12 protein-coding genes are annotated in these 11822 nt (G+C 60.6%); 5 read left to right on the forward strand and 7 right to left on the reverse strand.

All coding sequences use genetic code 11. The features are described 5' to 3' along the window. Positions 1-5: 5 nt before the first annotated feature. Together HMPREF2751_RS00760 and HMPREF2751_RS00765 are read right to left on the reverse strand one after the other, a co-directional pair. Positions 6-1109, reverse strand: a complete 1104-nt coding sequence (locus HMPREF2751_RS00760; protein ID WP_070595153.1) for a D-alanine--D-alanine ligase family protein — start codon at positions 1107-1109, stop codon at positions 6-8. Between the two features lie 35 nt (positions 1110-1144). Further along, positions 1145-2143, reverse strand: coding sequence for an NAD(P)H-dependent glycerol-3-phosphate dehydrogenase (locus HMPREF2751_RS00765; RefSeq protein ID WP_016422532.1), 999 nt, complete (start codon positions 2141-2143; stop codon positions 1145-1147). Positions 2144-2255: 112 nt separating this feature from the next. Between HMPREF2751_RS00765 and HMPREF2751_RS00770 the strand changes: the two genes are divergently transcribed. Further along, positions 2256-3236 carry an NUDIX hydrolase gene (locus HMPREF2751_RS00770; protein WP_172954645.1) on the forward strand — a complete coding sequence of 327 codons (981 nt, stop codon included), beginning with the start codon at positions 2256-2258 and terminating at the stop codon, positions 3234-3236. A gap of 17 nt (positions 3237-3253) precedes the next feature. Here HMPREF2751_RS00770 and leuD read toward each other — a convergent pair whose 3' ends face one another. Together leuD and leuC are read right to left on the reverse strand one after the other, a co-directional pair. Next, positions 3254-3844 carry a 3-isopropylmalate dehydratase small subunit gene (gene leuD, locus HMPREF2751_RS00775; protein WP_049189541.1) on the reverse strand — a complete coding sequence of 197 codons (591 nt, stop codon included), beginning with the start codon at positions 3842-3844 and terminating at the stop codon, positions 3254-3256. Positions 3845-3906: 62 nt separating this feature from the next. Next, positions 3907-5334, reverse strand: a complete 1428-nt coding sequence (leuC, locus tag HMPREF2751_RS00780; RefSeq protein ID WP_048735438.1) for a 3-isopropylmalate dehydratase large subunit — start codon at positions 5332-5334, stop codon at positions 3907-3909. 65 nt (positions 5335-5399) lie between these two features. Between leuC and HMPREF2751_RS00785 the strand changes: the two genes are divergently transcribed. After that, positions 5400-6125 (forward strand): IclR family transcriptional regulator, encoded by a 726-nt coding sequence (locus tag HMPREF2751_RS00785; protein ID WP_070595155.1) that lies wholly within the window; start codon positions 5400-5402, stop codon positions 6123-6125. Continuing rightward, positions 6125-7315, forward strand: coding sequence for an MFS transporter (locus tag HMPREF2751_RS00790; RefSeq protein ID WP_070439672.1), 1191 nt, complete (start codon positions 6125-6127; stop codon positions 7313-7315). The genes HMPREF2751_RS00785 and HMPREF2751_RS00790 overlap by 1 nt, the downstream gene beginning before the upstream one ends. Here HMPREF2751_RS00790 and HMPREF2751_RS00795 read toward each other — a convergent pair whose 3' ends face one another. Beyond that, the gene (locus HMPREF2751_RS00795; protein ID WP_224433164.1) at positions 7316-8239 is read right to left on the reverse strand and encodes a TDT family transporter; all 924 of its coding nucleotides are present in this window, start codon (positions 8237-8239) and stop codon (positions 7316-7318) included. It abuts the gene before it with no gap. 69 nt (positions 8240-8308) lie between these two features. Between HMPREF2751_RS00795 and HMPREF2751_RS00800 the strand changes: the two genes are divergently transcribed. Continuing rightward, positions 8309-9211 (forward strand): LysR family transcriptional regulator, encoded by a 903-nt coding sequence (locus HMPREF2751_RS00800; protein WP_070595157.1) that lies wholly within the window; start codon positions 8309-8311, stop codon positions 9209-9211. Beyond that, entirely contained in the window at positions 9195-9620 is a 426-nt protein-coding gene (locus tag HMPREF2751_RS00805; protein WP_070549654.1) for a carboxymuconolactone decarboxylase family protein, read from the forward strand. The genes HMPREF2751_RS00800 and HMPREF2751_RS00805 overlap by 17 nt, the downstream gene beginning before the upstream one ends. Here HMPREF2751_RS00805 and HMPREF2751_RS00810 read toward each other — a convergent pair. Together HMPREF2751_RS00810 and HMPREF2751_RS00815 are read right to left on the reverse strand one after the other, a co-directional pair. Then, positions 9614-10723, reverse strand: coding sequence for an acyltransferase family protein (locus HMPREF2751_RS00810; RefSeq protein ID WP_070595159.1), 1110 nt, complete (start codon positions 10721-10723; stop codon positions 9614-9616). The genes HMPREF2751_RS00805 and HMPREF2751_RS00810 overlap by 7 nt on opposite strands. A 70-nt stretch (positions 10724-10793) precedes the next feature. Further along, complete coding sequence (locus tag HMPREF2751_RS00815; RefSeq protein ID WP_070439677.1) at positions 10794-11750, reverse strand: lactate/malate family dehydrogenase; 957 nt, start codon at positions 11748-11750, stop codon at positions 10794-10796. Between the last annotated feature and the right edge of the window lie 72 nt (positions 11751-11822).

The following is an 11822-nucleotide window of genomic DNA, read 5'->3' on the forward strand; positions in this document are numbered from 1 at the left end:
AGCTTTTATCGACGAGCTACCAGCGCCCGCTCAATCAGGGCGCTGAGCAGCTCCTCGTAGGCAACACCTGAGGCCGCAAACATCTGCGGGTACATCGAAATCGGGGTGAAGCCCGGCATGGTGTTGACCTCATTGATAATCGGGCCATTATCCGTGACAAAGAAGTCCACGCGAGTCAGACCATCAGAGCCCAGTGCCCTGAACGCCCGACGAGCATCCTTCTCCAGCGCCTTCAAAACATCCTCTGGCAGCTCAGCCGGAATCTGCGCCGAAACGATGTCATCCAAGTACTTGGTTTCAAAACCGTAGAAGCCCTCGTCGGAGTCCTCCGTGCCACGCAGCAAGGACGGAACTGATACCTGCAGGCTGCCGTCAGCGCGCTGCAACACGCCAATCTCCACCTCGGCACCGTCTACACCGGCCTCTACAATGACCTTCCAGTCATGCTCGCGGGCCAGCTCTACCGCCGCATCCAGATTCGCCCACTCATCGACGCGGGAGATACCAATCGACGATCCGCCACGGGCAGGTTTGACGAACACCGGCAGGCCAAGGGTCTCCTTGTCCTCGTCGGAAAGCGACTCGCCAACGTGCAAAACGACCTGCTTGCCGATGGGCAGCCCCGCTGCCTGCAGGAGATTCTTCGTGCGTTCCTTATCCATACCCGCCGCGGAAGCGAGCACGCCCGGACCGACATAAGCAATGCCGGAAAGCTCAAAGAGCCCCTGGATTGTGCCATCCTCGCCGTGCGGACCGTGGAGAACAGGGAAGATGACGTCGACAGTGTCGAAAACCTCGCCGGCGCGATCACCGGTGACGAAGCGAAACTCACCGCGGCGTGACGGCGAGGTGCTCAGCGCAACTTCCTCACCTGGGATGACTTCCGGCATCGTACGCCCCTGCGTGCGCAGCGTGTCCGTCTCACGCGTGCCGACGGTCCAGACACCATCCTTGGTAATACCAATGGGAACCACTCGGAAGCGGTTCTCATCCAGGTGATCCATAATTGCGCCAGCTGAGACACAGGAGACACTGTGTTCAGGGCTTGCGCCGCCGTAGATAACGGCGACGGAAATGCGATCTGCAGACGAGCTATTCGACGAAGTCATGGTGACTAAGTTTAGCCCCGACCCTGCACTATTGGTTATTCCGACTTGCGGCTGCGCCCCATCAGCTTACGAATTGTCTCATCGACCTTCGCGCCTTCGTGGCAGACAGCGTAAACGGCCTCAGTAATTGGCATTTCCACACCATTGCGGCGAGCGAGGTCACGGACCGAGATTGAAGAAATCACGCCCTCAGCCACCTGACCACGCGTAGCGTGCTGCGCCTGCTCCATCGTGTCACCGCGACCGAGACGGTCACCGAAGGTGCGGTTACGCGACAGCGGCGAGGAACAAGTGGCCACCAAGTCACCGAGGCCCGCCAATCCCGCGAAAGTCTTATCTTCTGCACCAACCGCGTCGCCCAGACGCGTGATTTCCGCCAAGCCACGGGTGATAATGGTTGCCAGCGTGTTCTCACCCAATCCTTGACCAGCGGCCATACCGCAGGCCAACGCAATGACGTTCTTGCAGGCACCGCCGATTTCGCAGCCGATCACATCGGTGTTGGTGTACGGGCGGAAGTAATTAGTGGCAACTGCCGCCTGAATCATCTTGGCGTTGTTCTCATCGGCGCAAGCAATCACCGTTGCCGCTGGCTGCTCCATCGCAACCTCGCGGGCGAGGTTCGGGCCGGACAGCACCGCAATACGCTCTGCTGGCAGGTCTGTGACCTCCGCAATGACCTCACTCATGCGCAGATGTGTCTCGCGCTCCACACCCTTAGCAAGGCTGAGCAGAATCGTCTCCGGCCCGATGAAGTCCTTCCAGACCTTGAGGTTGTCACGCAAAGTCTGCGAGGGCACGCCCAGCACCACCACATCCGCGCCCTTCAGCGCGGCCTCTGCATCCGAGGTGGCTTCGATGTTGCGCGGCAGCCCCAGACCAGGCAGGTAGTCGTGGTTTTCGCGGCTGATCTGAATACGCTGTGCCTGCTCCGCACGTCGCGACCACAGCCGTACAGGATTGCCCGCATCAGCAAAAACCTTGGCGAGCGTCGTGCCCCACGAGCCCGCACCCATCACTGAAACCTGCACCATCGCCGCGACCTTCCTCCGTTAGTCTCTAATCTCCAACAAGTCTAGCGAGACGTTCTCACACTGCGATACTAAACTAGGTCGGCGACAAAGGATTGAAAGGGAATTCACGATGATGCACGAAGAGGACAAGGACCTCAAGGGCGATACCTCCGTGACCGGTCGCCTGCGCCAGATTCCAACGAAGCCAGGTCAGGATGTCACCAAGCCGACCTTCGCGGCCGGCGCGGTTCTATGGCGCGGCGATGTCCACAACCCTGAAATCTGCGTGATTCACCGTCCCTCCTACGACGACTGGTCGCTGCCGAAAGGCAAGCTCGACGCCGGCGAGAACCTCATTGCCACCGCCGTCCGCGAAATCTGGGAAGAGACCGGCTACCGCGTCCGTCTGGGCAAGCTCGTCGGCAACGTCTCTTACCCTGTCGCCGGACGAACGAAGCTGGTCTGGTACTGGACCGCTGAGGTTCTAGACGGCGAATTCGAACAGAACTCCGAGGTCAACGAGCTTCGTTGGGTCTCCTGGGACGAAGCCGAGGAGCTGCTGTCCTACGACCTCGACCGCGACGTGCTGGTCAAGGCCCGCAAGCGCATGAACAAGGAACCGGACACCCGTCTCATTCTGGTTCGCCATGGGCGTGCGCACCGTCGCACCAACTGGAACGGCAATGATGCACTGCGACCACTGGATAAGAAGGGACGTCGTCAAGCGGAACTGCTCGTCTCTGCCCTGGAAGGCTTCCGCCCCGAGCGGATCTACTCCGCCGAGCCCGTGCGTTGCCAGGACACCGTCGCGCCACTCGCCGCAGAGCTGGGCATGCAGGTCACAGTCGACGAACGGCTTGGCGACGAGCACTGGATTGCCAACCAGGTTGAGTCCAAGAAGGCATTCGAAGACATTGTCGCGCTAGGCGGAGTCAGCGTCATCTGCTCTCAGGGCATCACCATCCCAGACCTGCTTGCCGCCTGGTCCGCTGAGGGCACCCTGCCCTTCGACGAGGAAATCCTGTGCAAGAAGGGCTCTGCCTGGGTGCTGGGCTTCAACGACGGTGTGATGACCACGGCTGATTACTACGCCTCGGCGCTGCCGGTGAAGTAGTTTGTGAGGATTTTGACCTACAGCGTCTTAGGCTTGTGGGCCGGACGACTCTCCTCGTAGGCCACAATGTCCGCTTCGTTACGCAGGGTCAGGGAGACGTCGTCAAGCCCTTCCATCAGACGCCAGCGGGTGTAGTCGTCGACCTCGAACGGGAAGACCTGCTCACCTGCCTCGACGGTGCGGGTCTCCAGGTTGACGGTGAGCTCCATGCCCGGGTTAGCTTCCAGCAGCTTCCACAGCAGCTCGACATCGGACTGCTGCATCTGTGCGGCGAGCAGCCCCGCCTTGCCGGCATTGCCACGGAAGATATCGGCGAAGCGGGAGGAGATGACGACGCGGAAACCGTAGTCCATCAGGGCCCACACGGCGTGCTCGCGGGAAGAACCGGTACCGAAGTCCGGCCCTGCTACGAGGACGGAGCCCTTTGCGTATTCCGGACGGTTGAGCACGAAGTCGGACTCGTTGTTGCGCCAGTTGCTGAACAGGCCATCCTCGAATCCGGTGCGGGTGACGCGCTTTAGGTAGACAGCCGGAATGATCTGGTCAGTGTCGACGTTGGACCGCTGCAGGGGAACGCCGACGCCGGTGTGTGTATCAAACTTTTCCATGGTGAAAGGTCCTTAGAAGTTCTGCTTGGGTCTGTTGTACAAAGATCGGCAGTGAGAGTCAGTTAGAGATCAGCCGGTGCTGCGAAGTGACCGGCGACGGCAGTGGCTGCGGCGACAGCCGGGCTGACCAGGTGGGTACGACCACCCTTGCCCTGACGGCCCTCGAAGTTACGGTTGGAGGTCGAAGCGCAACGCTGGCCGGGGGTCAGCTGATCCGGGTTCATGCCCAGGCACATGGAGCAGCCCGGCATACGCCATTCAGCGCCTGCCTCTTCGAAGATCTTGCCCAGTCCCTCTTCCTCAGCCTGCGCACGGACCTTTGCGGAGCCCGGCACGATGAGCATCTGGACGCCGTCGGCAACCTTGCGGTCCTTCAGGACGTCGGCTACGGCGCGCATGTCCTCGATGCGGCCGTTGGTGCAGGAACCGACGAAGACAACGTCGACCTTAACGTCGCGCATCGGGGTGCCCGGCTTCAGGTCCATGTACTCCAGCGCGCGCTCGGCGGCGATGCGGTCGGAGTCCTCAGCGATGAACTCCGGGTCCGGCACGGTCTCACCCAGCGGCACGCCCTGGCCAGGGTTGGTACCCCAGGTAACGAATGGAGTGAGCGCGGAACCGTCAATTTCGACGACCTTGTCAAAATGCGCGTCCTCGTCAGTAACCAGGGACTTCCAGTATTCGACTGCCTCGTCCCACTGCTCGCCCTGCGGCGCGTGCGGGCGGCCCTTCAGGTATTCGAAGGTGGTCTCGTCCGGAGCAATCATGCCGGCGCGGGCACCGGCTTCGATGGACATGTTGCAGATGGTCATGCGGGCTTCCATCGACAGCTTCTCGATGGCCTCGCCGCGGTACTCAATAACGTGGCCCTGGCCGCCACCGGTGCCAATCTTGGCGATAATCGCCAGAATCAGGTCCTTGGCGGTAACACCATCCTGCAGTTCGCCGGTGACATTGACCGCCATGGTCTTGAAAGGCTTCAGCGGCAGAGTCTGGGTAGCCAGAACGTGCTCAACCTCCGAGGTACCGATACCGAAGGCCATGGCGCCGAAAGCACCATGGGTTGCGGTATGTGAGTCACCACAGACGACGGTGGTGCCCGGCTGAGTCAGGCCCAGCTGTGGGCCGACGACGTGCACGATACCCTGCTCGCGGTCGCCCATCGGATGCAGGCGGATACCGAACTCCTCGGCGTTCTTGCGCAGTGTGGCAATCTGGGTACGTGAGGTCGGTTCCTCAATCAGATTGATTTTGCCGCCGGCGACAGTGGTCGGAACGTTGTGGTCCTCGGTTGCGATGGTCAAATCCGGGCGGCGTACCTTGCGCCCTGCCAGACGGAGGCCATCAAAAGCCTGCGGCGAGGTAACCTCGTGGACGAGGTGCAGATCGATATAAATCAGATCTGGTTCGCCGTTGTCGCCTTGCTTGACTACGTGGTCATGCCAGACTTTCTCGGCCAGAGTCTTCGGGCTGGTGTCCGTGGTGCGCATAGTGGGTGAGCCGCCTTCCGGATATATCTCTTTTATCTCAAGGAATGAGATGTTAATATCATGGCATGGGACAGATTAGCACATCCGAGACGCCAGCTCTAAGTGGTATTAAAGTTCTCGACCGTTCGGTACTCGTTCTCAAGTCTGTTGCAGAAACTCCACGCACCCTCGCCGAGCTCTGCGACGACACCGGCCTGCCCCGCGCCACCGCCCATCGGCTGGCCACGGCGTTGGAAGTGCACCGCCTTGTCACCCGCACTCCAGACGGCCGCTGGACGACGGGTCCCGGACTCACCGAGATCACGCCCGTCACAACTGACCTGCTTGCCGACGCCGCAGCGCACATCCTGCCGAAGCTGGTAGAGGTCACCGGAGAGTCCGTGCAGCTCTACCGTCTCACCGGCGACACCCGCACCTGCATTGCCTCCATGGAGCCCGCCACCGGCCTGCGTAACACCGTGCCAGTTGGCTCTCGCATGCCACTGACCGCCGGTTCCGCCGCACGCGTTCTCCTGGCTTTTGGCCCGGCCAATCTCGCTGAGCGCATGCTGCCCGACGCCGACTTCAACCAACAGGATCTCGATGACTGCCGACGTCTCGGCTGGTCCGAGTCCATGGGCGAGCGCGACCCCGCACTCGCCTCTGTCTCCGCCCCGGTTTTCGACGGCAACCACCGCATGATTGCAGTCCTGTCCGTCTCCGGCCCCGTGGAGCGCATGACTCCGTCGCCCTATGAATGCTGGGGCGCAAAGGTTCTCGCCGCCGCTGAGGAGATGAGCTCCCGACTGTAATGCCCGCTTACCGTCACCTTGTCCTACTTCTGTCCATGTTCGCGGCGGTCGGTTCGTCCGTCGTTCACATGGGTGTGCCTTTTCTCATCCCATCCCTGCAGGAAAACGGTTTAAGCCTCTCCGCCGCCGGTCTCGTCGCAGCAATGCCGGCGGCCGGTATTGTTTTCACACTCATCGCCTGGGGCTGGTTTGTCGACCGCTACGGCGAACGCGCAGCTCTGTTCGCAGGCTTGACTTCTACCGCCTTGACGACGGGGCTTGCGGCGCTGGCTTCGTCGTCAAGCCCGGCCCTGCTCGGGGCTGCGCTCTTCCTCGCTGGATGTGCGGCGGCGAGCGTGAATTCTGCATCCGGCCGCGTGGTGTCGGGCTGGTATCCGCCGCATCAACGCGGTACTGCGATGGGCATTCGCCAAATGGCTCAGCCCCTTGGCGCTGCACTATCAGCGGTAACCCTGCACCCTCTCGCGCAGAACTACAGCATCGGTGTCGCACTCGCGATGCCCGCAATTCTGTGCGCTGTGCTGGCGTTGCTTGTGCTGGTTGGAGTAAAGAATCCCCCGCGCCCTGATGCCTCGAACCCCACCGTCACGGCCAGCCCTTACCGCGACGGCAAATACCTTGTGCGCATCCATATCGCCTCGGCGCTGCTGTCCTGGCCGCAGTCGATGATGGGCGCCTACATTCTGGTGTGGCTGTTGTCCGTGGGTTATGCCGATAGCACGGCGGGCACGGTTGTGATGGTCGCACAGCTGCTCGGTGCCGGATCGCGAGCACTGATGGGTGTGGTCTCCGACCGCGTTCGGTCCCGCATCCGCCCCTACCGCTGGGTCTCGGGTGCGACTTTTATCCTGGCTGTCGCAATGATGATTGCCAGCTGGGCTGATTGGCGCACACTTGGCACTGTGCTGGTCTGCGCACTGGCCGTTGCCGTGGTCAGCCCGAATGGTCTTGCCTTCACCGCAGTTGCTGAATACGCAGGCCCCTTCTGGTCCGGACGCGCTATGGGTACGCAGAACACGTTCCAGAACATTATCTACGCTGCAACGCCTCCGGTTTCGGGTGCGATTGTGGCCGCTGCGGGTTTCCCCGCACTGTTTGCCGTCACGGCTCTGTTCCCCGCCGCCGCGCTGGGTATTGCGCCACGAGAAGACCAGAACCGCCACGGGCGGGTGCGGGTCGAGCTTGACTAGCTAGCTCCGCGCCCACCAAACAAATCGAGCCACGCACGCGCACCAGTGCACAGCCAGCAAACACAGCAGCCCAGCGCTGGCCACGTATAGCCACTGCACGCCGGTAATGTCACCCAGGCTGTGCGTACCAAGACTCAGAGTGCCCACGGGGAAGGTTGCACCCCACCAACCAGGGCTGTATCCGGCCCAACTGATTACGGCGCGGGTGAATCGTCGTAAAGCGATGGCGGCGAGGAAGACACCGACAATGAGCACAGCGGTGCCGTAAGCGACAGCGGAGGTTCGGTTGAAAAGCAGCTGCGCAGCGGCCGTGGACTGACCGACCAGCCCGAGCGGAATCCAGGCAGTACCGGCGATGGAATCGGGGATGCGCATGGCGCCAGAGAACAGCGCGACGTAGCAGCGTACGAAAACCGGCAGAACCGTAATCAGCGCCATCCAAAAGAGTATTTGTGCGCAGACGTGATAGAACGTGCCGTAGTCAACGCTCAGCTGTGCGCCACTTGTCGCCGCCACCATCGGGGCGACTAGCGCGAGGCCCCACTGAAAAGTTGGTTCGCCTTCGAATCCTCGCAGTTGGCGAAGGCTGACGTAGATTGCCAGCGGCGCACCGATCCACCAGGACATCAGCTGCCACGATGAGTTACTAGCTAGCGCAGTCGCAGCACTACCGAGAGCCATGATGCCCATCGAGAGCATGCCCCACGGCGCCATCAGCTTCGAGTGGAAAGGCGGGTTTCGAAGGCGCAGCCAGCCGACCACCATAAAGCCGAGAATGCCCACCGCCATGACTAGAAGAAGCTCCGGAATCACCGGCACCTCATGGATGTGCGCAAGTGTGGCGAAGATGGACGTACCCATCAGAGATCCTGCCCACGCGGGCCCGGCGGGTGCCAGCACATCACGGCGAGAAGAGTTGGTCATGCTCATACCGTATTTGTTCTTGCCACAGCTACAGCTATCACCAAACTCTGTGAGGGGTACCATAAATGCATGTACCCCTCCGCTGCGGCCGAACTCGAAGCACTTCTCACCGCCGCCCGTGCAGGCTCGATCTCCAAGGCCGCGCGTGAGCTAGGCATCAATCAGCAGACCATGTCCGCACGCATCGCGCGGGCGGAAAAAGCGCTGGGAATCACCGTCTTCGAACGCTCCCCCTACGGCGTATCTCCCACGGAAAACGGGCAAGTGCTTATCGACGCACTCCCAGACCTCCTCGCCGCCTGCCACAGGTTTTCGGGCATTGCCGCCAGCTTGCGTTCCGACGATGTTCCCCGCCACCTCACCCTTGCGGTGTCCAATACTGTCGCTGAGCTCTACTACCCCGGCTGGGCCGCCGAGTTCCACCGGCAACATCCCGCAGTCAAACTGTCAATGGTGCAGGCAAACTCCCGTGAGGTGCGGCAACTAGTGGCCAACAGTGCGGTGGACTTCGGCCTGGTAGAGGGCGAGGCTGGTCGACACGACCTCGAAGAGCGGATCATCGGCACCGATGAGCTGGTCCTCGCTGTGCCGACGGGGCATCCGTGGACTGAGCGGGCCGAGATATTCATCGAGGAACTGCGCACTACCCCGCTGGTTATTCGCGAACCCGGTTCCGGCAGTAGAAAGGTCGTGGAAGATACACTGGGGAATCTCGCCGAACCCGCGGGAGAATTTGGTTCCCTTTCGGCACAGCGTGCTGGCATGATTGCGCTGGCAGCGCCAACAATCATCGCCCGCGGCGCAATTCGCGATCAGGTAACGCTCGGGCGCATCGTCATCGTCCCCACCCGCACCCGTTTTACTCGCAATCTCAGCGTAGTTATGCGTCGCGGCAGTGAAGCTAGTGGGGACATTTCGGAATTTATCCGCATTGCAAGTCCTATACTTAGCAAGCATGAGCAATCCCAATGATGAACTCTTTTCCTCTGACCGCTATGATGCCGGCATCCAAATTCGCCGCGAGGTGATGGGCGACGAATTCGTCGATGCCGCCCTCTCTCGCAACGCCGGCTCCGACGGAGAGACCCTGCAGAAGCACATCACCGCCACCGTCTGGGGCTCCGTCTGGAGCCGTGAAGGACTGGCCAAGCGTGATCGCTCCCTGCTCAACATTGGAATGCTCGTCGCTCTGCGCGCCACCGAAGAATTGCGCGGCCACATCAAGGGTGCCCTCGCCAACGGCCTGACCCGCACCGAAATCACCGAAGCCATCGTCCACGCGTCTGGTTACTGTGGCGCACCGGCCGCACTGTCCGCGATGAAGGTCGCGCAGGAAGTGCTCGTCGCTGAGCTCGGCCCGCTTGACGACGACGATCAGTAGGCAGCCCACGGGCTATCAGGCCCTGGCCTCCGCGTTAGTACATCAGTGATGCGGCGCAGCAGCCACGACAATGGCAGGGCGATGGCAGTGGTGACAATTGCCACTGCCAACATCGAGCCCTGGAAGGTCTGATAACCCATCAAGCTCATTACCCAGTCCATGACCAACACGTGGACGAGGAAGAACTCGTAGGAGACCTCCCCCAACCACATCAAGGCTGGATGACGAAGCCACCTTACCTCCGTGCCCAGCGCAATCGGGGCCACGAATGCGCCTGCGGACAAGCCATACAGCGTGGTCTTCCACAAAGCCTGGTCAACATCATCTGGCACCAAGGTAGCCGGCCCCACATGCGTAGTAGTGGATAGAACGAACAGCACCAGAGCTATCAACCAGCTGGCGGCCAGATTAACGCGCCATCCGACCTTTCGACCGTAGGCCAGCAGCATACCGATGGCGAACCAGTCGAAATACGCCATCGGCCACAGCCGTGCCACCACCGGCAGCAGGTTTTCCTGGTGCGATAGCACAGTCCAGACCGGGCCAATGAGGCCAAAACCAATAATGATGGCCAACGTTGGACCAGGCCGTAGCCGCCCCTTTGTGATCGTCCAGATGCCAAGCCCCACCAGCGGCAATACCAAGTAGAAGCCGACTTCCACCACCATCGACCACATCTGCGGCAAGCCCGGGTGAATCCAGCCGAATTGGAGCGTCTGGGTAAACGACATCGTGCGCAACCAGCCCTGTAGCCCTCCACCAGATGGTGGTGGGTCGTCTGCGGTGTGAATGAGAAAGGCCGCAGTGACCACAATCCAGTAGGCCGGCAGGACTCTCTTCGCACGGCTGGTGAAATACTTCCGCAAGTCCGGTCGGTTCGCGGGGACGTCGTCAGGCGAACCGAGCCAGCGCCCTGTGAGCAGAACCGCACTGAGCACGAAGAAGATGGTGACGCCAATTTCGAATCGACCGTTGAGGCGCCCCCACCAATCGCCGGTGTAATTGCCCGTCCAAAACGCGGCATGCGTGAGCAGGACGCCGAACGCGCCGATGGCTCGGATGCTGGTCAGCTCCGGAACGTAGGTGGACTTGGCCGAATTCATGGCAATATTTTAGGAGCGCAAAGTACTTCCCCGTGTTATTTCGGCAAAAGTGGAATCTACATAATTTCTTCTACATGTTCTCGACGGTGCTCAAGATGTACTGAGCAGATTCACGCAGTCGCTCCAGCTCCCAGCTGTTTAGCTGTGGCGGCATACGACGAATGATTCCACCTCGGCCGATCACCGCTGGCATCGACAGCGAGACATCCGTCAACCCGTATTCACCATCCAAGCGTGTACACACCGGGTGGACGCTGTTTTGATCCAGCATCACCGCGCGGGCAATTTCCAAAGCGGAGCGTGCAACACCGGCATTAGTCCAGCCCTTGGCATTGAGAACATCGTAAGCTGCCCCGACTACGGCATCTTGAATTTCTTGCGGTGAAGGCAACTGCGTGCCATGCCATTTTTCCAGTTCTGTCCACCTCACACCTTGCACGTTCAGCGTGGACAAAATTGGGACGGCCGTAAGCCCGTGCTCACCCATCATGTAGCCAGTAACTGACTTCGGGTCGATACCGAGCTGTTTGGCAACTACCCACCGCAGTCGGGCCGAATCTAGCATCGTGCCGGTGCCAAAGAGCTTTTCCGCGGGGTAATCGAACTCGGTATGTGCCAAGTGCACCACCGCATCGAGCGGATTAGTAATAAATAGGACAATCGCATCGTGCGTATGCTTCACGATTCCCGGCATGACATCGCGAACCACTTCCCCGCTGAGCTTGGCTAATCCGGCACGGTCCGGACGGGAATCCGGGTCGTCCGGATCAGGGAGAATGGACGCACCAGCAGCGACGATAATCATATCCGCGTCGGCACAATCGCTGTAGTCGCCAGCATGCACATTGACATAGTCCGTGCCGGGAACACCAGTGGACTGGGATTGGTCCAGAGCCTCGCCATGCGCGACGCCTGGTGCTGTGTCAATTGTGGCAATCTCAGCGAACAGCCCGGATTCCATGGCATATGTCAGGACATACGAACCGACGTGACCGAGACCAATACAAACGAGCTTTGAATGTTTCATAGTTTCGATACTAGGACTGTGGAAATCCAGTGCCGCGGTGGGTTAAGTAAAGAAAAGTGTGTCCGCATGCCA

The organism is Corynebacterium sp. HMSC063G05 (genome assembly GCF_001810555.1).
In the GTDB taxonomy this organism is placed as follows: Bacteria; Actinomycetota; Actinomycetes; order Mycobacteriales; family Mycobacteriaceae; genus Corynebacterium; species Corynebacterium jeikeium_D.

Coding starts and splice junctions, on each gene's coding strand:
- HMPREF2751_RS00765 (WP_016422532.1), bottom strand. CDS start 2,143: ATGGTGCAGGTTTCAGTGATGGGTGCGGGCTCGTGGGGCACGACGCTC.
- HMPREF2751_RS00790 (WP_070439672.1), top strand. CDS start 6,125: ATGCCCGCTTACCGTCACCTTGTCCTACTTCTGTCCATGTTCGCGGCG.
- leuD (WP_049189541.1), bottom strand. CDS start 3,844: ATGGAAAAGTTTGATACACACACCGGCGTCGGCGTTCCCCTGCAGCGG.
- HMPREF2751_RS00795 (WP_224433164.1), bottom strand. CDS start 8,239: ATGACCAACTCTTCTCGCCGTGATGTGCTGGCACCCGCCGGGCCCGCG.
- HMPREF2751_RS00785 (WP_070595155.1), top strand. CDS start 5,400: ATGGGACAGATTAGCACATCCGAGACGCCAGCTCTAAGTGGTATTAAA.
- HMPREF2751_RS00800 (WP_070595157.1), top strand. CDS start 8,309: ATGTACCCCTCCGCTGCGGCCGAACTCGAAGCACTTCTCACCGCCGCC.
- HMPREF2751_RS00810 (WP_070595159.1), bottom strand. CDS start 10,723: ATGAATTCGGCCAAGTCCACCTACGTTCCGGAGCTGACCAGCATCCGA.
- leuC (WP_048735438.1), bottom strand. CDS start 5,334: ATGCGCACCACGGACACCAGCCCGAAGACTCTGGCCGAGAAAGTCTGG.
- HMPREF2751_RS00815 (WP_070439677.1), bottom strand. CDS start 11,750: ATGAAACATTCAAAGCTCGTTTGTATTGGTCTCGGTCACGTCGGTTCG.
- HMPREF2751_RS00770 (WP_172954645.1), top strand. CDS start 2,256: ATGCACGAAGAGGACAAGGACCTCAAGGGCGATACCTCCGTGACCGGT.
- HMPREF2751_RS00760 (WP_070595153.1), bottom strand. CDS start 1,109: ATGACTTCGTCGAATAGCTCGTCTGCAGATCGCATTTCCGTCGCCGTT.
- HMPREF2751_RS00805 (WP_070549654.1), top strand. CDS start 9,195: ATGAGCAATCCCAATGATGAACTCTTTTCCTCTGACCGCTATGATGCC.